The sequence below is a fragment of the Roseicella frigidaeris genome, from assembly GCF_003258945.1.
GTDB lineage: Bacteria > Pseudomonadota > Alphaproteobacteria > Acetobacterales > Acetobacteraceae > Paracraurococcus > Paracraurococcus frigidaeris.
Genome location: NZ_QLIX01000018.1, coordinates 64770 through 91137, shown reverse-complemented (window position 1 = coordinate 91137; position 26368 = coordinate 64770). Strand labels below are relative to the sequence as shown.

The 26368-nt window shown below is 71.9% G+C and carries 21 protein-coding genes; 6 read left to right on the top strand and 15 right to left on the bottom strand.

The features are described 5' to 3' along the window. Positions 1-26: 26 nt before the first annotated feature. Positions 27-1361, bottom strand: coding sequence for a tyrosine-type recombinase/integrase (locus DOO78_RS19495; protein WP_243634621.1), 1335 nt, complete (start codon positions 1359-1361; stop codon positions 27-29). A gap of 297 nt (positions 1362-1658) precedes the next feature. Then, positions 1659-2519 (bottom strand): AraC family transcriptional regulator, encoded by an 861-nt coding sequence (locus DOO78_RS19490; protein ID WP_111471541.1) that lies wholly within the window; start codon positions 2517-2519, stop codon positions 1659-1661. A gap of 170 nt (positions 2520-2689) precedes the next feature. Between DOO78_RS19490 and DOO78_RS19485 the strand changes: the two genes are divergently transcribed. Together DOO78_RS19485 and DOO78_RS19480 are read left to right on the top strand one after the other, a co-directional pair. Next, a complete protein-coding gene (locus DOO78_RS19485) occupies positions 2690-4018 on the top strand; it encodes a tetratricopeptide repeat protein (protein WP_111471540.1) in 1329 nt (442 codons plus the stop codon). Positions 4019-4030: 12 nt separating this feature from the next. Beyond that, positions 4031-5296, top strand: a complete 1266-nt coding sequence (locus DOO78_RS19480; RefSeq protein ID WP_165838986.1) for an MFS transporter — start codon at positions 4031-4033, stop codon at positions 5294-5296. 54 nt (positions 5297-5350) lie between these two features. Here the strand turns inward: DOO78_RS19480 and DOO78_RS27640 are convergent, their stop codons facing one another. From DOO78_RS27640 to DOO78_RS19430, 10 genes are all read right to left on the bottom strand, one after another. Continuing rightward, positions 5351-6175, bottom strand: a complete 825-nt coding sequence (locus DOO78_RS27640) for an amidohydrolase family protein (protein WP_165838985.1) — start codon at positions 6173-6175, stop codon at positions 5351-5353. A 220-nt stretch (positions 6176-6395) separates the two neighbouring features. Further along, positions 6396-7649, bottom strand: a complete 1254-nt coding sequence (locus DOO78_RS19470; RefSeq protein ID WP_111471538.1) for an FGGY-family carbohydrate kinase — start codon at positions 7647-7649, stop codon at positions 6396-6398. A gap of 1 nt (position 7650) precedes the next feature. Beyond that, complete coding sequence (gene rpe, locus DOO78_RS19465) at positions 7651-8295, bottom strand: ribulose-phosphate 3-epimerase (protein WP_111471537.1); 645 nt, start codon at positions 8293-8295, stop codon at positions 7651-7653. Then, complete coding sequence (gene cbbX / locus DOO78_RS19460) at positions 8292-9185, bottom strand: CbbX protein (RefSeq protein ID WP_111471536.1); 894 nt, start codon at positions 9183-9185, stop codon at positions 8292-8294. The genes rpe and cbbX overlap by 4 nt, the downstream gene beginning before the upstream one ends. 4 nt (positions 9186-9189) lie before the next feature. Then, entirely contained in the window at positions 9190-9609 is a 420-nt protein-coding gene (locus DOO78_RS19455; RefSeq protein ID WP_111471535.1) for a ribulose bisphosphate carboxylase small subunit, read from the bottom strand. 13 nt (positions 9610-9622) lie between these two features. After that, positions 9623-11077: a ribulose-bisphosphate carboxylase large subunit gene (locus DOO78_RS19450; RefSeq protein WP_111471534.1), complete on the bottom strand. Its 1455-nt coding sequence runs from the start codon at positions 11075-11077 to the stop codon at positions 9623-9625. Between the two features lie 13 nt (positions 11078-11090). After that, a complete protein-coding gene (gene fba, locus DOO78_RS19445; RefSeq protein ID WP_111471533.1) occupies positions 11091-12176 on the bottom strand; it encodes a class II fructose-bisphosphate aldolase in 1086 nt (361 codons plus the stop codon). Between the two features lie 11 nt (positions 12177-12187). Further along, positions 12188-14188, bottom strand: coding sequence for a transketolase (gene tkt / locus DOO78_RS19440; protein ID WP_111471532.1), 2001 nt, complete (start codon positions 14186-14188; stop codon positions 12188-12190). A gap of 4 nt (positions 14189-14192) precedes the next feature. Then, positions 14193-15068 carry a phosphoribulokinase gene (locus DOO78_RS19435; protein WP_111471531.1) on the bottom strand — a complete coding sequence of 292 codons (876 nt, stop codon included), beginning with the start codon at positions 15066-15068 and terminating at the stop codon, positions 14193-14195. Positions 15069-15081: 13 nt separating this feature from the next. Further along, entirely contained in the window at positions 15082-16116 is a 1035-nt protein-coding gene (locus tag DOO78_RS19430) for a class 1 fructose-bisphosphatase (RefSeq protein ID WP_111471530.1), read from the bottom strand. Positions 16117-16261: 145 nt separating this feature from the next. Here DOO78_RS19430 and DOO78_RS19425 point away from each other — a divergent pair, with 145 nt between their 5' ends. Next, positions 16262-17293, top strand: a complete 1032-nt coding sequence (locus DOO78_RS19425; protein ID WP_243634619.1) for a LysR family transcriptional regulator — start codon at positions 16262-16264, stop codon at positions 17291-17293. 37 nt (positions 17294-17330) lie between these two features. On the opposite strand, the gene DOO78_RS19420 is transcribed toward DOO78_RS19425, so the two are convergent. Beyond that, on the bottom strand, positions 17331-18104 hold the full coding sequence (locus DOO78_RS19420; RefSeq protein WP_111471528.1) for an SDR family oxidoreductase: 774 nt from the start codon (positions 18102-18104) through the stop codon (positions 17331-17333). A gap of 141 nt (positions 18105-18245) precedes the next feature. Here DOO78_RS19420 and DOO78_RS19415 point away from each other — a divergent pair, with 141 nt between their 5' ends. Beyond that, positions 18246-19148: a LysR family transcriptional regulator gene (locus DOO78_RS19415; RefSeq protein ID WP_111471527.1), complete on the top strand. Its 903-nt coding sequence runs from the start codon at positions 18246-18248 to the stop codon at positions 19146-19148. 90 nt (positions 19149-19238) lie between these two features. On the opposite strand, the gene DOO78_RS19410 is transcribed toward DOO78_RS19415, so the two are convergent. Continuing rightward, complete coding sequence (locus tag DOO78_RS19410) at positions 19239-19544, bottom strand: plasmid stabilization protein (RefSeq protein ID WP_111471526.1); 306 nt, start codon at positions 19542-19544, stop codon at positions 19239-19241. A 322-nt stretch (positions 19545-19866) separates the two neighbouring features. On the opposite strand from DOO78_RS19410, the gene DOO78_RS19405 reads away from it, so the two are divergent. Together DOO78_RS19405 and DOO78_RS19400 are read left to right on the top strand one after the other, a co-directional pair. Beyond that, positions 19867-20430 carry a hypothetical protein gene (locus DOO78_RS19405; protein WP_111471525.1) on the top strand — a complete coding sequence of 188 codons (564 nt, stop codon included), beginning with the start codon at positions 19867-19869 and terminating at the stop codon, positions 20428-20430. Positions 20431-20978: 548 nt separating this feature from the next. Beyond that, positions 20979-24317 (top strand): PAS domain S-box protein, encoded by a 3339-nt coding sequence (locus DOO78_RS19400; protein ID WP_111471524.1) that lies wholly within the window; start codon positions 20979-20981, stop codon positions 24315-24317. A gap of 15 nt (positions 24318-24332) precedes the next feature. Here the strand turns inward: DOO78_RS19400 and DOO78_RS19395 are convergent, their stop codons facing one another. Further along, complete coding sequence (locus tag DOO78_RS19395) at positions 24333-26258, bottom strand: FG-GAP-like repeat-containing protein (RefSeq protein ID WP_111471523.1); 1926 nt, start codon at positions 26256-26258, stop codon at positions 24333-24335. Between the last annotated feature and the right edge of the window lie 110 nt (positions 26259-26368).

Below are 26368 nucleotides of genomic sequence, written 5' to 3'. Positions count from 1 at the left end.
CCGTGGCGTATTCCGTTCGCGGCTGATTACCGCTGTGGATGATATGTGGCTGGGGCGGCAGCTCCGACCTCGGCGGGAAGAACTTTCGCGCAATACTCCGCCCAGCGATCCATGAGCTCCCGACGCTTCTGGAACAGGTCGCCGCGCCGGTAGGCCGCCTCGACCTTGTCGCCGATGGTGTGTGCCAGCGCGGCCTCGGCGACCGCATGCGGCGTGCTGGTCGCCTTCTCGCACCAGTCCCGGAAGGCGCTGCGGAAGCCGTGCACCGTGAGGTGCCCCAGCTTCATGCGCCGCAACAGCATGAGCATGGCCATGGAGGAGAGCGGCCGCGCCTCCTTGCTGCCGGGGAAAATGAACCCGTCACCGGATACCTGGCGCAGCTCATTCATCGTTCGGAGCACCTCAAGCGCCGGGCCGGATAGCGGCACCCGGTGCTCCCGGCCGGCCTTCATCCGCTCACCAGGCACGATCCATACCGCGGCCGTCAGATCCACCTCAGCCCAGCGGGCCCCGAGGGTCTCGCTGGTTCGGGTGCCAGTCAGGATGCAGAACTCCAGCGCCCGCGCGGCTATCCCAGGCTGCTGCCGAAGGCGGACCATGAAGCTCGCCATCTCCTGCCAGGGAAGGGCGGCATGGTGCTCGACACGGGCAACCTTGGAGCGCCGAGGGAGGAGGTTCGCCAGGTGGCCGCGCCACCGGGCCGGGTTGGGCCCCTCCCGCCAGCCTCGGGCGGCGGCATAGTCCAGGACCGCCTCGATGCGACCCCGGAGCCGGGTGGCCGTCTCTGGCTTCTCGGTCCAAATGGGGGTCAAGCAGGCCAGCACGTTCTCGGTGGTGAGCTCGGCCACCGGCAGATCCCCGATCAGCGGTGCTGCATAGGTGTCGAGTGTGGATCGCCACTGCGCCCGATGCTTGGCATTTCGCCAGCCTCGCTCGTGGGCGCCGATATAGAGGCTCGCAACCTCCCGGAAGGTGCGGGCCTTGGCAGCGTCCTCCGCGGCCCGCGCCGCAGCGGCCTCCACTTGGGCTTGGCGATGGGCGAGGGGGTCGATCCCATCGCGAAGCAGGCGCTGCGCCTCCGCTGCTGCAGCCCTGGCTTGCGCCAGTGTCAGGCCCCGTCGGCCGTCATGGTCATACCCACCCAGGCCCATCTCCCGGGCCCTGCCAGCGAGCTTGTACCGCAGCGTCCATTTGCCAGAGCCGGGCCCTGCTACCCGCAGGTACAGGTTGCTCCCATCAGCATGGGCGCCGGGCTTGCCGGCCGCGACGACTGCTCGAGCCGTCACTGCCTGCAAACGGCCGATGAGTTTGCCCGCCGCTCTGGCCACCACCTGACGCCCTCGGTCCACAATCTGGTCCACAATCTGGTCCACAATAATGTTGTGGACTGGCCCGACACAACCCGGAACGGGCCGGGACGCCGTTGATGGCAGCGAGCATTAGACGTTTGGTCTAATGCGAGAAATCAGGATACCACGGAACGGCAGGGGATATGAGTTAGGCGGACACCCTCTCCGCCAGCGACTGAACGATTGCGACCGACCGGGTCCGGACGGCCGCCCGGCGGCTCGGCCGCAGGATCCGGCTGACCCGGGACGCGGCTGGCGTGGCCCTGGCGCAGGGCGGGCCGGCGCCGGCGGCCCCGATGCGCGCCGGCGTCACCAAGGCCGCCGACCAACCCTTGGCCGGGGCGCGGGAGGCGATGGAGAGGCCGAGCCGCATCGGCTGCCGCCCCGCTCCCCCGCAGCGCCGCGCATATAGGTCTGGGGGCCGCACCCCATTTCGGTGCGGAACGCATAGATGAACGCCGAGGCCGAGCCATAGCCCAAGGCCATGGCGGCCTGCGTCACGCTGAGGCCGCCGCCCAGGAACTCGATCGCCTTGAACAGCCTGAGGCGCCGTCGCCAGGACCGCAGGCTCATGCCCAGCTCGGCCTCGAAGCGGCGGGCCAGGGTCCGCCCCGACATGCCAAGGTCCCGGCCCCAGTCCTCGGGCCCGCGTGCATCAGCTGGATCGGTGTAGACGGCCTCGCACAGCGTCACCAGGGAGCCTGCGCGCGGCCAGGGAAGGGCCCCCGGCAGGGGCCGCGCGCGCCGGAGCTGGTCGAGGATCAACCCGGTGACACGGCCCGCATAGCCATCGGGGTCGTTCTGGCCTTCGATGGCGGCCGCCTCGATGATGAGGGCCCGCAGCAGCGGCGAGACGCCGAACACGGTCGGGCTTTCCGGCAGGCCGGCACCGGCCTCCTCGGCGAGCCAGAGGCTGCGGAACTCCGCCCCGAGCAGCGACCCGACGCGGTGCCGCGACCCGGTCGGCAGCCAGACCGCCTGCTCCGGCGAGATGACGAAGGAGCGCCCGTCCACGGCCACCGTCAGCACCCCGGAGATCGCATGGACCACCTGATTCCAGGCGTGCGCATGCTCCGGGAAGGAGTGGCGTGCCGGGATGGACTGCGCGCGCACGGTCATCGGCCGGGGAGGCGCCAGGCCGGAGGGCGCAACGAGGGTCTCCCAGATCACGGCCAGCCTCCGGCTTTGTCGGGTATTCTATATAGATTGTCGTTTCATCGAAAGCAGGCCAGGGCGAGGCGGGCTAGTCTGGCCCCCGAGCGGTGGACGCCCGAGCCGGTTGCCGGATCGACCCCGGGCCGCCGCCGCATCTGTGAGAATCCCAGCCCGAGGACCCCGCCATGGCCCGCCTCGATCGCCTCGACCGCCGCGGCCTGCCGCTCTCGACCTCCTCCGACCTCGCGGCCGGGCGCTACCGCGACGGCATCGACCTCCTCCTCGCCGCCTGGCCCGGCGCCGCTGAGGCGCTGGAGGCGGCGATCGCGGCCGATCCGGGCTTCGCCCTGGCCCATGCCGCCCGCGCCCGCCTGCACGCCATCCGCGCCGAGCCGGCGGCGGCCCGGGCGCGGATCGTGGCGGCGGCCGAGCTCGTCGCCCGGCATGGGACCGAGCGCGAGCGGAGCCATGTCGAGGCCCTGTCGCTGGCCATCCACGGCCGGTCCGCCGAGGCGCTGGAGCGCAGCCTCGCCCATCTCGAGGCCTGGCCGCGCGACGCCCTGATCCTCTCGCTGCCGCTCGGCGCCTTCGGCCTCTTCGCCTTCTCCGGCATGGCGGACCACGACCAGGCGCGCGTCGATCTCTGCGAGCGCCATGCCCGGCACTATGCCGAGGATGATTGGTGGTTCCTGACCTATCGCGGCTGGTCGCAGGCCGAGAACGGCGCGGTGGCGCAGGGCCGCGCCCTGACGCAGCGCGGCTTCGAACTGCGGCGGGAGAACGCGAATGCGGCGCACGCGCTGTCGCACGCGCTCTACGAGGCCGGCGCGGGCGAGGAGGCGGAGCGGCTGATCGAGGGCTGGCTGCCGGGCTATGACCGCAGCGGCCCGCTGCATGGCCATATCGCCTGGCATGCGGCGCTCGGCGCGCTCGAGCGCGGCGATGCGGCGCGGGCCCTCGCGCTCTATGCCGCGCATGTCCAGCCCTCGGTCTCGGCCGGGATGCCGGTCAACATCGTGAGCGACACCGCCTCCTTCCTGTGGCGGCTGCAGGCCTATGGCCATGCGGTGCCGCCAGGGCTGTGGCAGGCGGCGGCGGATTACGCGCGGCCGGTCTTCCCGGCGGCCGGCTTCGCCTTCGCCGATGCCCATATGGCCATCCTGGAGGCGGCCACCGGCGACGGGGAGGCGGTCGGGCGGCGCGCCGCGGCGCTGGCGCAGCTCGCCGAGACGGGCCGCCTGGCCGCGGGGCCGGTGGTGCCGGCGATCTGCCGCGCGGCGCTGGCCTTCGCCGAGGGGGACCATGCGGGCTGCGCGCGCATCCTGGAGCCGGTCGCGGCCGAGGTGGTGCGCATCGGCGGCAGCGGCGCCCAGCGCGAGATGATCGAGGACATGCTGCTGCTGGCCCTGATGCGCAGCGGCGCGGCCGCGAAGGCCCGCGCCCTGCTCGACCGCCGCCTGCACCGCCGACCCTCGCCGCGCGACACGGCCTGGCGCGGCCAGATGGCCGGCTGAGGAAAGCCCACCATGTCACACGCCGAAGCGGCTTCGGCCCTGCGTCCCGCCGCGGCCGAGACCGGCCATGCCACGGGCCACGCCATGGGCCACGCCACGGGCAACGTCGTCAGGCTGGCCATCGGGCAGGCGCTGGCAGGCGCGAATTCCACGGTCGTCTACGCCACGGGCGCCATCGTCGGCCATATGCTGGCGCCGAGCCCGGCGCTGGCGACGCTGCCCATTTCCATCTTCGTGGTCGGCATGGCCGCCTGCACCCTGCCGGCCGGCGCCATCGCGCGCCGCCACGGCCGCCGCGCCGCCTTCCTGGCCGGGACGGGCTGCGGCGTGCTGGTCGGGCTGCTCTCGGCGCTCGCGGTGGTGCTCGGCTCCTTCTGGCTGTTCTGCCTCGGGACCTTCTTCGGCGGCGCCTATGCGGCGGTGGTGCTGTCCTTCCGCTTCGCGGCGGCGGATGGCGTGCCGCCGGCGCGGCGCCCGCGCGCCCTTTCGCTGGTCATGGCGGGCGGGGTCTTCGCCGGGGTGATCGGCCCGCAGCTCGTCACCCACACCATGGGTCTCTGGCCGCCGCATCTCTTCGCCGCCACCTTCCTGGCGCAGGCCGGCGTGGCGGCGCTCTGCGCCCTGGTGCTGCTCGGCGTCCGGCTGCCGATGCCGACGGCGGCCGAGATCGCCGGCGGCCGGCCGCTCGGCGCCATCGCGCGCCAGCCGCGCTTCGTCGTCGCGGTGGTCTGCGGCGTCGTCTCCTACCTGCTGATGAACTTCCTGATGACCGCCGCGCCGCTGGCCATGCGGCTTTGCGGCCTGTCGCAGGACGCGGCCAATCTCGGCCTGCAATGGCATGTCGTCGCCATGTACGCGCCGGGCTTCGTCACCGGCCGGCTGATCGCCCGCTTCGGGGCGCCGCGCGTGGTGGCGGCCGGGCTGGCGCTGACCGGCGCCGCCGCCGCGGTGGGGCTGCTGGGCGTGGATGTGGGGCATTTCTGGCTGACGCTGGTCCTGCTCGGCCTCGGCTGGAATTGCGGCTTCGTCGGCGCCTCGGCCCTGGTGCTGGAGTGCCACCGGCCGGAGGAGCGGACGCGGGTGCAGTCGCTCAACGACTTCATTGTCTTCGGCACCATGGCGCTCGGCTCCTTCGCCTCGGGCGGGCTGCTGACCGCCTATGGCTGGGACACGGTGCTCTGGGTGTCCTTCGCCCCGCTCGCGGTGGCGTTCGCGGCGCTCCTGGCCGGCCCCGCCTCTCGCCGCGGCACCGTGGCGGGATCAGGCGGCCTCATTTGATCGGGTGAAGAGGCTCTGAAAACAGAGCCTGGGGCGCTTCCCATGAACCGGCGTTCAGGGGGAGCGCCCTAGGTCCCAGCCCAGCCACTCGCACAGGCCGCGCCCCATGACGAGCTCGAGGTCGCGGCCGGCCAGCCAGGGCAGCTCCTCGGTGAAGAAGGTCACGCAGTGCCGGTAGCTGCAGGGCATGCGGGTGATGTCGGTGCCCCAGAAGAAGCGCTGCGGCCCGAAGGCGTCGAAGATCCGGTGCAGGCCGTCATGCAGGTTCCGGTAGGGATAGGGCTGCGTCGAGTAGTGCGGCGCGCCCGTCGCCTTCACGGCGACGTTCGGCAGCCGCGCCAGGGCGACCAGCTCCTCCAGCCTGGCGAAGGCGGCGTCGTCCTGCGCGGTGCGCACCAGCCCGCAATGGTCGATGATGAGCTTGAGGCCGGGATGCGCCTCGGCGATGCGGCGGAACTCCGGCAGGAACAGGCCCGCCATGGTGGCCACCGGCACGCCCTCGCGCTCGGCGGCGGGCCAGAGCCAGTCGAGCGTCCCGTCGCGCAGCCAGGCCTGCTCCTCGGGCGCGAGCAGGGCCCAGCGCAGGCCGAGCATGCCGGGCTGGCTCTTCCAGCCCTGGATCAGCCGGCGGTTCTCCGGCTTGTCCGGCGGGAATTGGCCCATGACGGCGAAGCGGTCGGGGTAGGTGCGCGCCGCCTCGACCGCCAGGGCGTTCGAGCCGGGATCCCAGCTTCCGGGCGGATGGATCAGGGCGGCGTCCACCCCCGCCGCATCCATCTCCCGCAGCGCTTCCTCGGCGGTGAAGGCCGGCACCTTGCGGTGCAGCCCGGATGGCGTGCCGCTGGACCAGATATGGATCTGCGCGTCGACGATCTTCACGCCGGTTCCTCCCCTGATTTTCAGGCCCTGGTTGCGGGTCCTGGTTGCGGGCCTGCCGCCCCCCCGGCCTGCCTGGTCCCGTGGCGGCGCGCGATGCCGGGCTGGTGGCCGGGGCAGGGCGTGCGGGCGGCACGACGGATCAGCCGTCGCACGGGCAGCGCATCCGCGGAAGACCCGGCGCGGGACCCGCGCCGGCCAGGGCGGCGGCGCCGCGCGGTGGCTACCGCAGCGCCTGCCGCAGCGCGAGGCCGGCGAGGCCGACCGCGGCCTCCTCGGCCGCGGCGCGGCACACCGGCACGCCCAGCACCCGGGCGCGGATCGCCGTCCAGGCGGCGTTGCGCGCGCCGCCGCCCACCGTGCGCACCGAGACCAGCGGCGAGGCGCCCAGCTCGACCAGGCGGCGGTAGCCGGCCGCCTCGATGCGGGCGATGCCCTCCAGCAGGCCGTGCAGGAAGGCCAGGTCGTCATCCGGGCGCGGCGTCTCGCGTGCGGCCAGCCCGGCATCGGCGATGGGGAAGCGCTCGCCCCGCCCCGGCAGGGGATAGTAGTCGAGCGGCGAGGCCCGGCCGGGATCGAGCCGGGCCGAGAGCCGCGCCAGGGCCGGGCCGTCGAAATGCCGGGCCAGCGCCGCGCCGCCGCTGTTCGAGGCGCCGCCGGCCAGCCAGAGCCCCTGCAGCCGGTGGCTGTAGACGCCGAAATCCGGGGCCGTCACCGGCGCCTCGCTGGCCAGCTTGAGCACCAGTGTCGAGCCCAGCGAGGTCACCGCCTCGCCGGGCCGGGCCGCGCCGGCGGCCAGGAAGGCGGCGCAGCCATCGGTGGTGCCGGCCACCACCAGCAGGCCCGGCGGCAGGCCGAGGCTCCGCGCCAGGGCGGCGTCCATCGCCCCGAGCGGCGTGCCCGCCGGCCGCACCTCGGGCAGCAGCGCCAGGGGCATCCCGGCGGCCGCGAGCCAGGGGGGCCAGCGCGCCGCCGCGGCGTTGTAGCCCGTCTTCAGCGCGTTGTTGCCATCGGACCAGCGATAGCAGCCGAGCAGGCGGCCGGTGATCCAGTCCGCCTGGTGCAGCAGCCGCGCCAGGCCGGGCAATTCCAGCCAGGCCAGCGCGCGCGCCAGGGGCGAGGTGGCGCCGCGGGCCGGGCTGCCGGCGGGCGCGCACCGCTCCACCGCGCGGACCGCCTCCGGCTCCGCCTGGTCGCTGTAGAGCGACGCGGCGGCGAGCGGCCGGCCCGCCGCATCGACCGGCAGGAGGGTGCCCGAAGTGCCGCCCACGGCCACCGCCCGCAGCCCGGCGAGATCTGCCTGGTCCGCGAGCGCGGCGAGCGCCCGGCGCAGCGCCGCCCACCAGCCCTCCGGCGCCCGCGCATCGGCCAGGGGCGCGGTGCCCAGGCCCGCCATCCGGCCCGCGGCGTCCAGGGCGGCGACCCGCACCCCGGAGGTGCCGAGATCGACGCCGAGGGCGATGCCCCGGGCCGCCATGTCAGCCGCGCAGCGCGGCGATGGCGCGCGCGTAGTCGGGCCGGCCGAACACCGCCGAGCCCGCCACCAGCGCATCGGCGCCGGCCGCGACGACCTGCGGCGCCGTCTCGGCGGTGATGCCGCCATCGACCTCGATGCGGATCGGCCGGTCGCCGATCATGCGCCGGATCGCCGCGACCTTCGGCAATTGCGAGGGCAGGAATTTCTGCCCGCCGAAGCCGGGATTGACGCTCATCACCAGCACCAGGTCGATGCGGTCGAGGATGTGCTCCAGCGCCTGGACGGGCGTGGCCGGGTTGAGCGAGACGCCGGCCGCCTTGCCCAGCCCGGCGATGGCCTGGAGCGTGCGGTCGAGATGCGGCGTCGCCTCCGCATGCACGGTGATGCGGTCGGACCCGGCCTTGGCGAAGGCCTCCAGATAGGGATCGACCGGCGAGATCATCAGATGCGTGTCGAAACACTTCCCGGTATGGGGCCGCAGCGCCTGGATCACCGCGGGCCCGAAGCTGATATTGGGCACGAAATGCCCGTCCATCACGTCGAGATGGATCCAGTCGGCGCCGGCCGCGTCGACGGCGCGCACCTCCTCGGCCAGCCGGCCGAAATCGGCGGCGAGGAGGGAGGGGGCGATGACCAGCGGGGTCATGCGGCGGGCGCTCCGAGCACGCGGCTGGCGAGGATCTCCGAGGCGTCGATGGTCATCAGGTCCTCCGCCGTCAGGTCCCGCGCGCGGCCCTCGAAGAGCCGCACCGCCTGGCGCAGCCGCGCCCGGTCCAGCGCGTTGCGGACCGAGCGCGCATTGGCGAAATGCGGCTGCTGCATGCGCGCGACGATGTAGCGCGCGAAGGCCTCGCGCGCCGCCGGGCTGAAACGGTAGCTCTGCGCCGCCAGCATCCGCTCGCCGATCGCCATCAGCTCCCCGGCGCTGTAGTCGGGGAAGTCGATGTGATGCGCGATGCGCGAGCGGAAGCCGGGGTTGGAGCCGAAGAAGCGGTCCATCCGGTCGGCATAGCCGGCGAGGATCACCACCAGGTCGTCGCGCCGGCTCTCCATCACCTGCAGCAGGATCTCGATCGCCTCCTGGCCGTAGTCGCGCTCGTTCTCCGGCCGGTAGAGGTAGTAGGCCTCGTCGATGAACAGCACGCCGCCCATCGCCTTCTTCAGGATCTCCTTCGTCTTCGGCGCGGTGTGGCCGATATACTGGCCGACCAGGTCGTCGCGGGTGACGGAGACGAGGTGGTTGGAGCGGATGTAGCCGAGCTTGTGCAGGATATCGGCCATCCGCGCGGCGACGGTGGTCTTGCCCGTGCCGGGGTTGCCGGTGAAGGACATGTGCAGCGTCGGCGGCTGGGCGCGCAGGCCGAGATCCATCCGCAGCTTGTCCACCAGCAGCAGCGCGGCGATCTCGCGGATCCGCCCTTTCACCGGCGCGAGCCCGACGAGCTCGCGGTCCAGCTGCTCGAGCACGGGGCCGACGCCCGAGGCCTGGTAGGCGGCCTCGAGATCGACCGCGGCCGGCCGAGGCATGGCGCTCATCGGCTCAGTAGCGCTCGCCGACGGGCTTGTTCGCCGCGTAGGACCGCGCGGTGTAGCGGATGTTGCGGCCGCCCGCCTCCTGCCGCTCCAGCCCGAAGCCGGGTTCCTCGGCCGGGCGGTCGGTGATGAAGGAGAGCCTGAGGCTTTCCCAGCCCGCCGTCGCATCGAAGGCGGAGAGGCGGATATAGGCGCGCCCGCCATGCACCTTGCGGCAGGCAGCCAGCTCGTACATCACCGCGGCCGGGTCCTTCAGATCGAACATGGGCTGACCCCACATCTCCCAGTAGGTGTTCCGCGGATGCGGGTCGTCGGCGAATTCGAGGTTCACCGCCCAGCCGTTGCGCAGGCAATAGGCGACCTGCGCGCCGATCTGCGCGTCGGTCAGGTCCGGCAGGAAGCTGAAGGTGCCCTGGGTGAGGCGCATGATCGATCTCCTTTCAGGCGACGCTGACGCTGGGCACGAAATCGGGCGAGTCGGTCGAGGTGTAGTTGAAGGTGACGTCCTTCCAGACCTCGAGCGCCTGGGCGAGCGGCGTGCAGCCGCGCGCCGCGGCGGCGAGGATGGCCGGCCCCTCGGCCAGGTAGTCGCGGCCCTCGTTGCGGGCCAGGATCATCGCCTCCAGCGCGACGCGGTTGGCGGTGGCGCCGGCCGCGATGCCCATCGGGTGGCCGATGGTGCCGCCGCCGAACTGCAGCACGCAGTCCTCGCCGAGATGATGCAGCAGCTGGTGCATCTGCCCGGCATGGATGCCGCCCGAGGCCACCGGCATCACCCGGCGCAGGCCGCCCCAGTCCTGGTCGAAGAACAAGCCGTGCTGCAAGGCCTGCGGATTGAAGGCCTCGCGGCAGATGTCGTAGTAGCCGCGCGTCGTCGCCGGGTCCCCCTCCAGCTTGCCGACCACGGTGCCCGCATGGATGTGGTCCACCCCGGCGAGGCGCATCCACTTGGCGATGACGCGGAAGCTCACGCCATGCGACTTCTGCCGCGTGTAGGTGGAATGGCCCGCGCGGTGCAGGTGCAGGATCATGTCGTTGCGGCGGCACCACCGGGAGATCGACTGGATGGCGCTGTAGCCGATCACCAGATCGATCATGATGATGGTGGAGCCGAGCTGCTTGGCGAATTCCGCGCGCTCGTAGATCTGCTCCATGTCGCCGGCCGAGACGTTCAGGTAGGTGCCCTTGATCTCGCCGGTCATCGCCTGGGCGCGGTTCACCGCCTCCATGCAGTAGAGGAAGCGGTCGCGCCAGTGCATGAAGGACTGGCTGTTGATGTTCTCGTCGTCCTTGGTGAAGTCGAGCCCGCCCTTCAGCGCCTCGTACACCACGCGGCCGTAGTTGCGGCCGGAGAGGCCGAGCTTGGGCTTCACCGTCGCGCCCAGGAGCGGCCGCCCGAACTTGTCCAGCCGCTCGCGCTCGACGACGATGCCGGTCGGCGGCCCGGCATAGGTCTTCACATAGGCGATGGGCAGCCGCATGTCCTCGAGCCGCAGCGCCTTGAGCGGCTTGAAGCCGAAGACGTTGCCGATGACCGAGGCCGAGAGGTTGACGATCGAGTTCTCCTCGAACAGGTCGAGGTCATAGGCGATGTAGGCGAAATACTGGTTGTCGGCGCCGGGCACCGGGTCCACGCGGTAGCATTTGGCGCGGTACTTCTCCGAGGCGGTCAGCCGGTCCGTCCAGACCACGGTCCAGGTCGCCGTCGAGCTCTCGCCGGCCACGGCGGCGGCGGCCTCCTCCGCGTCCACGCCATCCTGCGGCGTGATGCGGAAGACGGCGAGCACGTCGGTGTCCTTCGGGAGGTAGTCGAGGTCGAAATACCCCATGTCCTTGTATTTCATCACGCCCGCGTCATAGCGGCCGCTGCGGGGCTTCTGCGGTTCGGCGTTCATGGGCTCGTCTCCTTCACGCGGCCGCGGCCGGCGCGGTGCGGGTGGTGGGGGCAAGGTCGCCCTTCGCGTAGTGCCGCGCCATCGCGGAGAGCGGCAGCGGGCGGATATGCGCAGCCTGCCCGGCGGTGTTGAACTCCTCGAAGCGTTGCGCGCAGAGCGCCGTCAGCGCGGCCATGGCCGGCTTCAGGAAGGCGCGCGGATCGAACTCCCCGCGCTTCTGCGCCGCCACCTTGCGGAACTGCCCGACCATGGCGATGCGGCAGTCGGTGTCGATGTTGATCTTGCGCACGCCGTAGCGGATGCCGGCCTGGATCTCGCCGACCGGCACGCCCCAGGTCTGCGGCATCGCGCCGCCGAACTGGTTGAAGATGTCCTGCAGCTCCTGCGGCACGGAGGAGGAGCCGTGCATCACCAGATGCGTGCCCGGCAGCCGCTCATGGATGGCGCGGATCACGTCCATGGCCAGGATGTCGCCGGTCGGCGCGCGGGTGAATTTGTAGGCGCCGTGGCTGGTGCCGATCGCCACCGCCAGCGCATCGACGCCGGTGCGCGCCACGAAGTCGCGCGCCTGGTCCGGGTCGGTCAGCAGCTGCTCGCGGGCAAGCCGGCCTTCGGCGCCATGGCCGTCCTCCTTCTCGCCATGGCCGGTCTCGAGCGAGCCGAGGCAGCCGAGCTCGCCCTCGACCGAGACGCCGACCGCATGCGACAGCTCCGCCACCCGGGCGGTCACCGCGACATTGTAGTCGTAGCTCGCCGGCGTCTTGCCGTCCGCTTCCAGGGACCCGTCCATCATCACGCTGGTGAAGCCGCCCTGGATGGCGGAGAGGCAGGTCGCCGGCGTGTCGCCGTGGTCGAGATGCAGGCAGAGCGGGATGTGCGGATACATCTCGACCGCGGCCTCGACCATCCTGCGCAGCATGATGTCGTTGGCATAGGCGCGGGCGCCGCGGCTGGCCTGGATGATCACCGGCGCGCCGGTCCGGTCCGCCGCCGCCATGATGGCGAGGAGCTGCTCCATGTTGTTGATGTTGAAGGCGGGCACGCCGTAGCCGTGCTCGGCGGCGTCGTCGAGCAGCTGGCGGAGGGTGATGAAGGCCATGGGCGTTCCTTTCAGGCCGCGGCGAGCCGGGCCTCTGCCAATGAGACCAGCGCCTCGGCGGTGATGCCGAACTGGGCGAAGAGCTCGCCGGCCGGGGCGGAGGCGCCGAAGCCGGTCATGCCGAGCACATCCGCCTCCTCCGCGACGTAGCGCGTCCAGCCGAAGGGCGAGGCGGCCTCCACCGCGAGGCGCGGCGCGGTGCCGAGCACCCCGGCGCGATAGGCGCGGTCCTGCCGTTCGAACAGCTCGAAGCAGGGCAGCGAGACGACGGCGGTGGGATGGCCCGCCGCCTGCAGCCGCTCGCGCGCCGCCAGGGCGACCTGCACCTCCGAGCCGGTGGCGAGCAGCGTCAGGGCGCGCGGGCCATCGGCCTCCGCCAGCACATAGCCGCCGCGCGCCGAGCGGTTCTCGGCGATGTCGGTGCGCAGCGCCGGCAGCGCCTGGCGGGTGAGCGCGAGCACCGAGGGCGCCTCCCGCTCGTCCAGCGCCAGCTCCCAGCACTCCGCCGTCTCGATGGCATCCGCCGGGCGGAAGACCAGCAGGTTCGGCATGGCGCGCAGGCTCGCCAGATGCTCGATCGGCTGGTGCGTCGGCCCATCCTCGCCGAGGCCGATGCTGTCATGCGTCATCACATGCACCACCCGCAGCCCCATCATCGCCGAGAGGCGGATGGCGTTGCGGCAGTAATCCGAGAAGACCAGGAAGCCGCCGGAATAGGGCACCAGCCCGCCATGCAGCGCGATGCCGTTCATCGCCGCCGCCATGGCGTGCTCGCGCACGCCCCAATGGATGTAGCGGCCGCCGAACGCGCCGGGGCGCACGGATGGGGTGCTGGGCGTGATGGTGTTGTTGGAATGTGTGAGGTCGGCCGAGCCGCCGACCAGCTCCGGCCAGGCGGCCGTCAGCGCGCGCAGCGCCGCCTCGCTGGATTTGCGCGTGGGCCAGGCCGGCCTGTCGGCGGCGAGCGTCTCCTTGTGCGCCCGCAGCGCCGCGCGCGCCGCCTCGGGCATCGCGCCCTCCAGGCCGCGGGCGAAGGCGTCCCGCCGCTCGGGCGTGGCGGCGGCCAGGCGATCGCGCCAGGCCGCATGCGCCGCCGCGCCGCGCCGGCCGGCGGCGCGCCAGGCGGCGAGGATCCCGGACGGGATCTCGAAGGGCGCATGCGGCCAGCCCAGCCGCTCGCGCGCGGCGGCGATCTCGGCGCCGCCGAGCGGCGCGCCATGCACGCCCTCGGTGCCCTGCTTGCCGGGCGCGCCGAAGCCGATGATGGTGCGGCAGGCGATGAGCGAGGGGCGGGGATCGGCCTGCGCCGCCGCGATGGCCGCGGCCACCGCCTCCGGGTCGTGCCCGTCGACGCGCTGCGTGTGCCAGCCGCTCGCCGCGAAGCGCGCCGGCTGGTCGTCGGAGACGGCCAGGCTGGTCGGCCCGTCGATCGAGATGCCGTTGTCGTCGAAGAGCAGGATCAGCCGGCCGAGGCCGAGATGCCCGGCCAGCGAGATCGCCTCGTGGCTGATGCCCTCCATCAGGCAGCCATCGCCGCAGAGGGCATAGGTGAAGTGGTCGACCAGCTCGTCGCCATGCCGCGCCGCGAGCATGCGTTCCGCCAGCGCCATGCCCACCGCATTGGCAATGCCCTGGCCGAGCGGCCCGGTGGTCGTCTCCACGCCCGGCGTGTGGCGGGCCTCCGGATGGCCGGGGGTGAGCGCGCCGCGCTGGCGGAAGCGCTGCAGCTCGTCGATCGTCATGCCCGGCGCGCCGGTCAGGTGCAGCAGGGCATAGAGCAGCATCGAGCCATGGCCGGCGCTCAGCACGAAGCGGTCGCGGTCCGGCCAGGCGGGATGCGCGGCGTCGTATTTCAGGAAGCGGGTGAACAGCACCGTCGCCACATCGGCCATGCCCATGGGCATGCCGGGATGGCCGGACTTCGCCTTCTCGACGGCGTCCATCGAGAGGGCCCGGATGGCGTTCGCCATCTCGCGCGTCGTCACGGGGGTCGTCAGCGTGCTTTCGGGCATGGGATCAGCGGGCCTGCCGTGCGCGCTCGTGGAGCTGCAGGATCATCGGCGTGAGGATGAGCTGCATCGCCAGGTCGAGCTTGCCGCCGGGGATGACGATGGAGTTGGCGCGCGACATGAAGCTGCCCTGCAGCATGGAGACGAGATAGGCAAAGTCGATGCCGCGCGGGCTGCGGAAGCGGATCACCACCATGGATTCGTCGGGCGTGGGGATCCAGCGCGCGATGAAGGGGTTGGAGGTGTCGACCGTCGGCACGCGCTGGAAGTTCACGTCCGTCTCGGTGAATTGCGGGCAGATGTAACGGATGTAGTCGGGCATGCGGCGCAGGATGGTGTCGGCCACCGCCTCGGTCGAATAGCCGCGCGTGGCCTTGTCGCGATGGATCTTCTGGATCCATTCGAGGTTGATCACCGGCACCACGCCGATCTTGAGGTCGGCATGGCGGGCGAGGTTGACCTCCTCCGTCACCGCGGCGCCGTGCAGCCCCTCGTAGAACAGCACGTCAGTCGGCGTCGGGAACGTCTCCCAGGGCGTGAAGGTGCCGGGATCGGCGCCGAAGCGCTTGGCCTCGGCCTCGTCATGCACGTAGTGGCGCGTCTGCCCGGTGCCGCTGCGGCCATACTCGGCGAAGACCTGCTCGAGCTCGCCCAGCAGGTTCGCGGCCGGGCCGAAATGGCTGAAATGCGCGTTGCCGGCGGCGGCCTCCTCGGCCATCACGCGGCGCATCTCGAGGCGGTCGTAGCGGTGGAAGGCGTCGCCCTCGATCCAGGCGGCCTTCAGGCCCTCCCGCTGGAAGATGCGCTCAAAGGTGTATCTCACCGTCGTGGTGCCGGCGCCGGAGGAGCCGGTGACGGAGATGATCGGGTGCTTCACGGACATGGCGGGAGCGTCCTCAGGACCGGAACAGGCCGCGCGCGGCGAAGAGCGGCCGCTGCCCGGCCTGCGGCACGCCCGCGGCGTGCAGATGGGCGACGCGCTCCACCTTCGCCTGCGAGCCGAAGATCAGCGGCACGTTCTGGTGGACGCTCTCCGGCACCAGCTCGAGGATACGGTGATAGCCGTCGATCGCGGCGCCGCCGGCCTGCTCGACGAGCAGCGCGATCGGGTTCGCCTCGTAGAGCAGGCGGAGCCGGCCGCGCCGATAGGCCGGGCGCGTGTCGCTCGGGTAGAGGTAGATGCCGCCGCGCAACAGGATGCGGTAGGCCTCGCCCACCAGCGCGCCGAGCCAGCGGGTGTTGTAGTCGGCGCCGCGCGGACCTTCGCGCCCGGCCACGCATTCCTCGACATAGGCGCGGACCGGCAGCGGCCAGAAGCGGTTGTTGGAGCTGTTGATGGCGTATTCGCGGCGATGCTCCGGGATGCGGATGTCCCGCTGCGTGAGGTGGAACTCGCCGCGCGCGCGGTCCAGCACGAAGGTCTGCACGCCCTCGCGCACCGTCAGCACCAGGACCGTGTGGGGGCCGAACAGGACGAAGCCGGCGGCCAGTTGCCGCTCGCCCTGGGTGAGGAAGGCGGCGGCCGGGTCCGCGCCCTCCTCGCCCGCCGGCAGCACAGAGAAGATGGTGCCGAGCGGCGCGTTGATGGCGATGTTGTTCGAGCCGTCCAGCGGGTCCAGCGCCACGACCAGCGGCGCGCCCGGTTGCAGGGCCACGGGCTCGGCCTGCTCCTCGGAGAGGGCGGCGCGGACCGGGGCGGCGCGCAGGCGCTCCAGGAAGAGCGCGTCGGCGCGACGGTCGAGCAGCTTCTGGCCGTCGCCGTCGCGGCTGTCGCCGACCACCTCGCCGAGATCGCCTGCCAGCGGGCCCTCGGCGATGAGGCCGGCGAGCTCCGCGGCGCCCTCGGCTAACGCGTTGAGCGTGGCCGCGAGTGCCGCGCGGTCCCCTTGGGCGCTGGCCCAGTCGTCGAGATAGGCGCGAAGGCTGATCACGGACGTTGGCTCCCTCCGCCACCAAACCTCGGCTTGGGGGCGGGAAAGGCCATATCGCGGTTGCGGAGCGATAGAAAATTCTTTTAAATTTTGTCAAATGAAAGAAAAACTTGTAAATTTCTCGCAACGGACCTCGCTCCGGCAATTGCGGGCTCTGGGCGCCCTGGTGGAGGCCGGCAATATCGCCGGCGCCGCCGACGCGCTGGCGCTCACCCCGCCCGCCGTCAGCCAGCAATTGCGACTATTGGAGGACGCGCTCGGCGGCGTGCCGCTCTTCGAGCGCACCCCGGCCGGCGCCCGTCCCACCGAGGCGGGTCGCGAGGCGCTGACGGCGCTGCTGCGCATCGAGGCCGCCCTGGCCGATTGCGCCGCCGCCGTGGACGCCCTGCGCGGCCTGGATGGCGGCCGCGTCGCCGTCGGCATCGTCAGCACCGCCAAGTATTTCGCGCCCTTCGCCCTGGCTGCCTTCCAGCGCCAGTATCCGCACGTCGAATTGCGGGTGCGGGTCTCCAATCGGGCCGAGATGGTCGCCGCCTTCGAGGCCTTCGAGCTCGACCTCGCCATCATGGGCTATCCGCCCGACCACCTGGCGCTGGAGCGCGTGGTGCTGGGCGATCATCCGCATGTCATCATCGCGGCCCCCGACCATCCCCTGGTGGGACGCGGGAGGATCGGCCTGGACGAGGCGGCGACGCAGAGCTTCCTGCTGCGCGAGCCCGGGTCCGGCACGCGCGACCTGGTGCAGCGGCTGTTCGGCGCGGCCGAGGCGATGGGCGGGCGGCGCATCGAGATCGGCAGCAACGAGACCATCAAGCAGGCGGTGATGGCCGCCATGGGCGTGGCCCTGATCTCCGCCCACACGGTGGCGGCCGAGGTGGCGGATGGGCGGCTCGTCATCCTCGACGTGGAGGGGCTGCCGGTGATGCGGCAGTGGTTCCTGGTGCGCCGGACGGAGAAGCGCCCGCTGCCGGCGGCGGCGGCGTTGTGGGCCTATCTCGTGGAGCACGGGGAGGGGTTCCTGCCGCGGGTGGGGTCGGTGGGGGCGGGAACGGGGGCGGGGCGGGCGCAGGGCCGGCGGGCCGGGGGGGGAGGAGCCGATCGCGGCGGCGGCGACCGGGAGCCGGGCTCGGCGCGCGGCGGCGCCGCGCCGAACGCCCGGACGACGCGGCGCCCGTGACCCTGGCCGCATCCCGGGCGGGGAGCGGCCCGGCCGGCTACTTCGTGGTGTAGCCGCCATTGGCGAGGATCGTCTGGCCGGTGATCCACCAGCCCTCGCTGACCAGGAAGCGCACCAGCGGGACGATATCCTCGGGATCGGTCAGGCCGGTCCTGGAGAACGGGGAGAGGTCGGCCGCGGTCTGGTTGTACCGGGCGGATTCCGCCGTTTCCTGACCGTAGAAGAACGGCGTCTCCATCGGTCCGGGCGCGACCGCCGTCACCGAGATGCCGCGGGCGCCGAATTCCTTGGAGGCGGCCCGCGTGAAATGCTCCACCGGCGCCTTGGAGCCGGCATAGATCGAGTACAGGCCGGTGAAGGCGCCGAGCAGCGAGGTCACGATCGTGCACAGCTTGCCGCCATCCTTGAGGTGCTTGCCCGCATTCTGGATGAAGAAGAAGGCCGCCTTGGAATTGATGGCGAAGATCCTGTCGTAATCGGCCTCGGTGACGGCGGCGATCGGCGTCTTGAGGACCATGCCGGTGGTGTTGATGGCGATGTCCGGCCGGCCGACCGCGGCCACGGCCTCGGCGAAGAGCGCGTCCATCGCGGCCGCGGTGGTGAGATCGCCCTGCAGGGCGACGGCCTCGGCGCCGCTGGCCTTGATGGCCGCGACGGTGGCCTCGGCATCGGCTTTGGTGGCCGCGCTGTTGTAGTGGATCGCAATCGCCTTCGCGCCCTGGCCGGCGAGGTCGCGGGCGATCAGGCCGCCGAGATTCTTGGCGCCGCCGGCGATGATGACGGTTTTGCCCTTGATGCGGTGGTCGGTCATGGAAGCAGCCTCCTGGGGGGACGCGGCGTCAGCGGCGCGTCGGTCAGCTCGGCGCCCAGGCTATCGTCTGGTCCGACCTGATAAAGGCGGCTAACCTGCCATCATATGTCACAGCGGCCGAACAATGGGCCGGGAGCCGGTTTGGACCGCATCGACCTTTTCCGCATCTTCGCCCGCGTCGTCGAATGCGCGAGCTTCACCCGGGCGGCCGATACGCTCGCCATGCCACGCTCCTCCGTCTCGGCGGCGGTGGCCGAGCTGGAGGGGCGCGTCGGCGCGAGGCTGCTGCACCGCACCACCCGCAAGGTGGCGCCGACCCCGGATGGAACGGCCTTCTACGAGCGCTGCCTGCGCGTCATCGCCGATGTCGAGGAGGCCGAGGGCCTGTTCCGGCAGGGGGGCGCCAAGCCCACCGGGAAGCTCCGCGTGGACGTCCCGGGCCGCATCGGCCGCCTCATTGTCGCGCCGGCGCTGCCCGGGTTTCTCGAGGAATACCCGGATATCGACATCACGCTCGGCGTCAGCGACCGGGCGATCGACCTCATCGAGGAGGGGGTCGATTGCGTCCTGCGCGTCGGGCCCCTCGGTGAATCCGAGCTGATCGCGCGGCCTGTCTGCCCGCTGCCGCTCATCAACCTCGTCAGCCCCGCCTACCGCGATCGGCATGGCACGCCGCGAACGCCGGACGATCTCGGTCGGCATTGGGCGGTGAACTACGCCTCGCCATCAAGCGGCCGGGTCGAGCCCTGGGAGTGGATCGAGGCGGGCGAGCGCAGGACGCTGCCGATGCGCGGCCGCGTCACGGTGAACAGCGCGGAGGCCTACATCGCCTGTTGCCTCGCCGGCCTCGGCCTGATCCAGATCCCGGCCTCTGACGTGGCCCGCCATCTCGAGGCCGGCGAGCTGGTCGAGGTCATGCCCGGCCATCGCGCCGCGCCGCTGGCCTTGACGCTGCTCTACCCGCATCGCCGGCATCTCTCCCGCCGCGTGCAGGTCTTTGCCAGGTGGCTGGAAGACTTGCTGCGGGTCTCGATTCCTCGGTGAATGCCGGGGCGCCTGCATCCGAACTGAAAAGCGTGACTGACCTGTTCGAACCAAGGCTTGCACCAGGATCCGTGACCCTGTGGAAGCGCCCTAGGCGTCGGCGTTCCGCTTGCGGGTCGCTGCCGCCTTTTTGGCCGAGGCGGATCGGGCGGCGGCGGACCGGGCGGCCGAAGCCTTGCCGCCGGCCTCGCCGCCCTTCGTCGCGGATGCGTGGGGGTCCGGGACGCCGCGCCCCGATCCGCTCTTGTTGCCGCCGCCGGTGTCCTTGTTGACGGTCGCCCAGGCCCGCCGCTCGGCCTCGTCCTCCGGCACGCCGCGCTCCTCGTAGCCATCGGCGATGTGCTCGGCCTGGCGCTTCTGCTTGTCGGTGTATTTGGACTTGTCTCCGCGGGGCATCGGCGCCTCCCAGGTCTCACCGCTCCCCAAGACGACGGGCCTGATCCCGGTTCCTGGGCGCGGCCGAGATGGCGGCTGAAAATTGCCGCTACCCGGCTCCTCCGCGCGCTCGTCGGGCGCCGTCCTGCAGCGCAGCGGGGATGTCCGGTCCGGTGCCGCGCGCACCGTGCCGATCCGGCGAGTCCGCCGGATCGGGATCCGCTCCAGGGGGCGGACGTGGACCCGCGGCCTTCGGTCCGGCGGGCCGCATCGCCCCGGCTCGGCGGGAGCGGATCGGCGCGCTGGACGTTCCCACCCGCATGGCTTCCGACCGAACCAGCGCATGACCCGCTCCGCGACGATCCCCACGATGATCAAGGTCAACCGCGCCCCTGTCCTCACCCTCTGGGCGGCCGTGGTGGCCGAGCGTCTCGGACACCCGCCCGACACCGCCCTCAGCCTGGCCAGCGCCGTGGCCGGCACCGCGGCCCGGGCGAAGGCGCGCCGGCTCGGCATCGCCGAGGAGAGGGACCAGGCGAAGGATGCGCAGGCCGCCGCTCGGTCCCTCTCCACGGCGAAGCCGCAGGACACCACCGAGCTGCTTGGCCGCAGGATCCGGCTGACCCATGACGAGGATGGCGTGGTGCTGGCGGAAGGCGAGGGGAAGCCGGCGCCGGCGGCGCCGGTGCGCGCCTATGTCACCAGGGCCTTCGGCAGCCACCTGCCCGCGGTGCGGCAGGCGATGCAGGAGCTGGCCGGGCGCTACGCGCCGGAGGAGCTGAACCGGATCGGCTTCCGCCTCTACGAGCGGTTCCGGCCCGAGGTGCCGCCGGATATGCGCGGCTGGGGGGCGAAGGGCGCGCTCGATCTCGGCCTGATCCGCGGCATGGGCGATGCCGAGGCCTGATCCCTTCAGCCGCCGGCCGCGCCGGTCGCCCCGGAGCAGGCGTGCCGGCGACGATCCCGTCGATGCCCAGGGGCCGATGATCCTCCTTCGCCGGGCCATCCCCTGATCGCGTGCGTCGCGCCCTTCGGTGAGTCCGCCACCAAAGAGTCCGCCACCAAAGAGCATGCGCCAAAGATCACGCGCTGGAGGCGGATGGCCCAGGCAGGGCGTGCCGGGGACGGCCGACATATCGGCGTTCCGCATGTCGCTGCCCGGCGCGCTCCGGTCCCGCGGGCGCCGGAGGGTTGCCCTTGCGGCCACGGCTCCATTTGTTATTCTTGATAAGAAACAAAAACCGATCCTGCCCTGTCGCCTCCCGACCCCGACCGCGGCGTCGCCCGGGCGCCGGGCCTGGCTTCCTTCCCGGAGTATGCCATGTTAGGGCGGCCGCCATGCCTTCCGGTGATCGCCCGCCTCGTCCGCCGCTATCCGGGTCGCGCCGTTGCGCCGTGGTGCGGATGGCTGCGCGCCCGCTTTCGGCCCGGTCGCGGCGCGAGGCCTGAGTTGGCATGAACGCACCGGATGGCTGGCCGCCCTGGACGGAGCAGGATCGCCTGGCCGCCCTCCAGCGGACCGGCCTCCTGGATACGCCGCCCGAGCCTGCCTTCGACGACCTGGCCCGGCTCGCCGCCGATCTCCTCGGCGCGCCGATGGCCGCCATCCATCTCGTCGCGGCGGACCGGCAATGGGGCAAGGCTGAGCTGGGCCTCGGGACGCGCGACATGCCGCGCGACATCGCCTTCTGCCCGATCGCCATGCTGGCGCCGGACGGGCTCGTGGTGCCGGACGCCACCCGGGACCCGCGCTTCGCCGGCAATCCCCTGGTGACCGGGGCGCCGGGCATCCGCTTCTATGCCGGCATGCCGCTCCTCGCCGAGGGGATGCCCATCGGCGCGCTCTGCGTCATCGACACCAAGCCACGCGAGGGCGGCCTGACCGAACGCCAGCATTTCGCCCTGCAGGCCCTGGCGGCCCAGGCCAGCAGCCAGATCGCCCTCCGCCAGGCGCTGGCGGACCGGACCTCCCTCCAGGCCGCCTGCGACCGCGCCGATGCGTTCCGGCGGCAGATCCTCGAGAGCGCCACCGACATCGCCATCATCGGCACCGATCCGGAGGGCCGCATCACCGGCTGGAACAGCGGCGCGACGACCATCCTCGGCTGGACGGAGGTCGAGATGCTCGGCCAGCCCATGGCCGCCATCTTCACGCCCGAGGACCGCGCCGCGGGCCTCCCGGCGGCCACGATGCGGCAGGCGGCCGGGGAGGGCCGGGCCGCCGGCGAGCGCTGGCACCTCCGGCGGGACGGCACGCGCCTCCGGGTGGCGAGCGAGACGACGCCGCTGCGGGACGGGCGCGGGGCGCTCATCGGCTATCTTGCGATCCTGCGCGACCGCACCGCGCAGCGCCTGGCGGACAAGGCGCTGCGCGAGGTGGAGCTGGACCTGCAGCGGGCCCAGCTCTCCGGCGGCGTCGGGGTGTTCTCCATCGATGCCGACGACAGCGTGCTGAAGGTGACCCCGGAATTCTGCCGCCTCTACGGGGTGCCGGTGCGCGACCGCCTGCCGGCGGCGGAGATCGAGGCCCTGGTGCTGCCGGAGCACGCCGCCCTGGTCTCCAGCGCGGCGAAGCGCCGCAGCGGCGAGGTTTCGCCCGATGTGGAGTACCGCATCCGCCGCCCCGATACCGGCGCGCTGCGCTGGCTGTCGCGGCAGGCGGAGGTCGAGCGCGACGCGGCGGGGCGGCCGGTGCGCCTCGTCGGCGTGGTGCGCGACATCACCGAGCAGCGGCTGGCGAGGGACGCCCTGGCGCGCAGCGAGGAGCGCTACCGCGCCCTGTTCAACGCCATCGATGACGGCTTCTGCATCATCGAGTTCTTCGACGGCCCGCATGGCCCCCTGAGCGACTACGTCCATGTCGAGGCCAATGCCGGCTACGAGCGGCACACCGGCATCCCGAACATCGTCGGCATGACGCTCCGCACCCTCGCCCCGGACGAGGCGGATGGCTGGGTCGAGCTCTATGGCGGCGTGCTGCGCACCGGCCAGCCGATCCGCTTCGAGCGCGAATTCCTCGCCGCGGGGCGCCATATCGAGGTGTCGGCGACCCGGGTCGAGCCGGCGAGCCGGAAGCAGGTCTCGGTGCTGTTCCGCGACGTGACGGCGCGCAAGCGGGCGGAGGCGGCGCTGCGCGAGAGCGAGGCGGTGGCGCGGGAGAACGTCCAGCGCGTGCAGCTTGCCCTCGCCGCGGGCGCCATCCTCGGCACCTGGTTCTGGGACCTGCCGACCGACCGCTTCACGGTGGACGCGGCCTTCGCCCGCACCTTCGGCCTCGATCCCGCGCTCGGCCATGTCGGCCTCAGCCTCGAGCAGGTGGTCGCCACGGTCCATCCCGACGACAAGCCGGGGCTGGCCGCCGCCATCGGCGAGGCGATCGCCCGGGGCGGCGCCTATGCGCACCAGTACCGGGTGCGGCGCGCCGACGGGAAATACTACTGGATCGAGGCGAATGGCCGCGTCGAGCACGCGCCGGACGGCACGCCGTCGAGCTTTCCCGGCGTGCTGATCGACATGGAATCGCGGCGCGCGGTGGAGGCGGAGCGCGACCGGGTGTCGGCCGAGCTGCGCATCCTCAACGAGACGCTGGAGCAGCGCATCGCCGAGCGCACGGCCGAGCTGCTGCGCACCGAGGAGCAGCTCCGCCAGGCGCAGAAGATGGAGGCGGTCGGCCAGCTCACCGGCGGGCTGGCGCACGACTTCAACAACCTGCTGACCGGCATCATCGGCAGCCTCGGCCTGCTGAGCTCGCGCCTGGCGCAGGGCCGCTTCCAGGAGGTGGAGCGCTACATGATCGCGGCCCAGGGCGCTGCCCGGCGCGCCGCGGCGCTTACCCACCGGCTGCTCGCCTTCTCGCGCCGCCAGACGCTCGACCCCAAGCCGACCGATGTGAACCGGCTGGTCTCGGGCATGGAGGAGCTGATCCGCCGCACCATCGGCCCGGCGATCGAGCTGCAGGTGGTCGGGACGGCCGGGCTGTGGCCGACCCTGGTCGATCCGAACCAGCTCGAGAATGCCCTGCTCAACCTCAGCATCAACGCCCGCGACGCCATGCCGGATGGCGGGCGCCTGACCATCGAGACGGCGAACACCTGGATGGATGCCCGCACCGCGCGGGAGCGCGACATGGAGCCGGGGCAGTATATCGCCATCAGCGTGACCGACACGGGATCGGGCATGACGCCGGATGTCATCGCGCGCGCCTTCGACCCCTTCTTCACCACCAAGCCGCTGGGGCAGGGCACCGGGCTCGGCCTGTCGATGATCTACGGCTTCGCCAAGCAGTCGGGCGGGCAGGTGCGCATCTATTCCGAGGTCGGCGAGGGCACGACCATGCGGCTCTACCTGCCGCGCCATGCCGGCCGGGCCGATGCGCTCGACGCCGCCCCGCCGGTGGCCGCCGCGCCGCGGGCGGAGGCGGGCCAGACGGTCCTCGTGGTGGATGACGAGCCGACGGTCCGCATGCTGATCATGGAGGTGCTGACCGAGCTCGGCTACGCCGCCATCGAGGCCGCCGACGGCGCCGCGGGCCTCGAGCTCATGCGCTCCGGCGCCAGGATCGATTTGCTGGTCACCGATGTCGGGCTGCCGGGCGGGATGAACGGGCGGCAGATGGCGGATGCGGCGCGCCTCCTGCGCCCCGGGCTGCCGGTCCTGTTCATCACCGGCTATGCCGAGAACGCCCTGATCGCGAACGGGCAGCTCGGCGCCGGCATGCATGTCATGACCAAGCCCTTCGCCATGGAGGCCCTGGCGGCCCGGATCAAGCAGCTGCTGTCCGAGACGGCGCCCTAGGACGCGCTTCCGGCCTCAGCCGACGGGCGACCAGAAGGTGGTTGGGAAGCCGAGGAGCGGCATGCCGGTCACCTGGCCGTCGTGCAGCATCCAGGCCGCGAGCTCGCCGCCCTGGCCCCGCCAGAGCAGGTCGGTCTGGCCGTCGCCGCTGAAATCCTCGGCGCCCGCGAGCGACCAATAGGCGCCCGGCGAGGGGATCAGGCTGCCGCCCGTCACCCGGCCCCCGGCGCCGAGGGTCCAGATGCTCGTCTCGCCATGCTGGCCCTGCCAGAGGAGGTCGGCATAGGCGTCGTCGTTGAAATAGCCGGTGCCGGCGACATGCCAGTAGGTGCCGGGGTTGGAGATGATGCTGGCGCTGCTCGGGCGGCCGCCATCCATCGTCCAATAGGCGATGGTGCCGTCCTGGCCGCGCCAGAGGATGTCGGTCTTGCCGTCGCCGCTGAAATCCCCGGTCCCGGCAATGCTCCAGAAGGCGCCCGGGGCGCCGAGGAAATTGGCCTGGCCATGGGCGACGTCCCAGGTATCGACCTCGCCATTGGCGCCCTGCCAGAGGATGTCGGCCTTGCCGTCGCCGTTGAAATCGCCGGTCCCGGCGATGCGCCAGTAATTCGTCGGGTTGCCGAGCAGGGTCTGCGCGATGAGCTGGCCGCCATTCATCGTCCAGGACAGGACCTGCCCATCGGCGCCGCGGAACAGCAGGTCGGCCTTGCCGTCGCCGTCGATGTCGTTGACGCCGGCGAGGGACCAGAAATCGCCGGTATTGGCGAGCAGGCCGTTGGTCAGCACCGTGCCGCCGCTCTGCGTCCAGACGGCATGGCTGCCATCGGCGCCGGCGAGCAGGATGTCCGCCTTGCCGTCGCCGTTGAAGTCGTGCGTCAGCGGATGCGCGGGCTTCGGCGGCGGCGGCGCGTCGAGGATGGTGCCGGTGCCGTTCGCCCCCACCTGCGCGCCGGCCGGCGTGGTGAGGGCGAGGGTCAAGGTCTCGTTGCCCTCGGTCAGGCCGTCGGTCTGGGTGTGGACGATGACGGTCTTGCTGGTTTCGCCGGCGGCGAAGGTGAGGTCGCCGGCAGCGGGCAGGAAATCCTCGCCGGCCTTGGCGGTGCCGTTGACCGCCTCGTAATGCACGGTGACCGGCGCGGTGCCGGCGCGGTCGAGCGTCACCGCGAAGGCGAGGTCGCCGCCCTCGGTTGCCTGGGCGTTGCCGGCGCTGACCTTGATGGGCGGGGGGTGCAGCACGTCCCATTGCGCCTTGAGCAGCGCCATGGAGGCGGCGTCGATGGCGTTGGGGCCGAGTTGGAAGGTGAGGGTGAAGCTGTCGTCGGAGACGCGGTCGTGCTGGCCGAGCCAGAAGGTGTTCGTTGGCTGGGGCGTGCCCGAATACGGGTTGCCGATGGTGCCCCACAGGGCGTCGGCGCCTGCGGGAATGGCGCCGATCAGCTCGATGTAGTTGTAGGCCGTGCCGACGCCCGGCAGGTTGGGCGCCGAGACGGGATCGGCGAAGCCGGTGGCGCGCGTGTTGGCATTGACGCCGAGGCCAGGGAAGTCGCCTGCCTGGATGTCGCTGATATAGGCATAGTACGGGATCGTGCCGGTGTTGCCGAAGACATCGCTGTTCGCGTGCTCATAGACGACGAGCGATGGCGTGCCGTTGGCGCCGTTGATCGGCACGCCGAGATCGTTGTGGAAGGCGATGACGAAAGGGCCGCCGAGATCGAGCAGCGTCCCGCCCAGCGGATCCTTGATCGTGATCGTCAGCTTGCCGTTCGCGTCGCCGAACAGGGCGTCGAGGTTGAAATGCACGTCGATCGTCATCGGCGCGATGCCGCCATGGATCGAGGTGCCATGATAAAAGGAGGTGTTGCCGAGGAAGTTGATCTGGTCGGGCAGGGTGGCGGCCCAGACCCGACCGCTGGCATCGCGCAGATCCTGTTCGTGTGACACGAATGCTGCCCTTCCTGAAATCCAGGGCAGGAACGCTAGCAGGATCGTTCTGAGACGGCATTCTTCGCCGTCTCAAACCTCTGTCAGTACGGCAACGCGCCGCAGGGGCT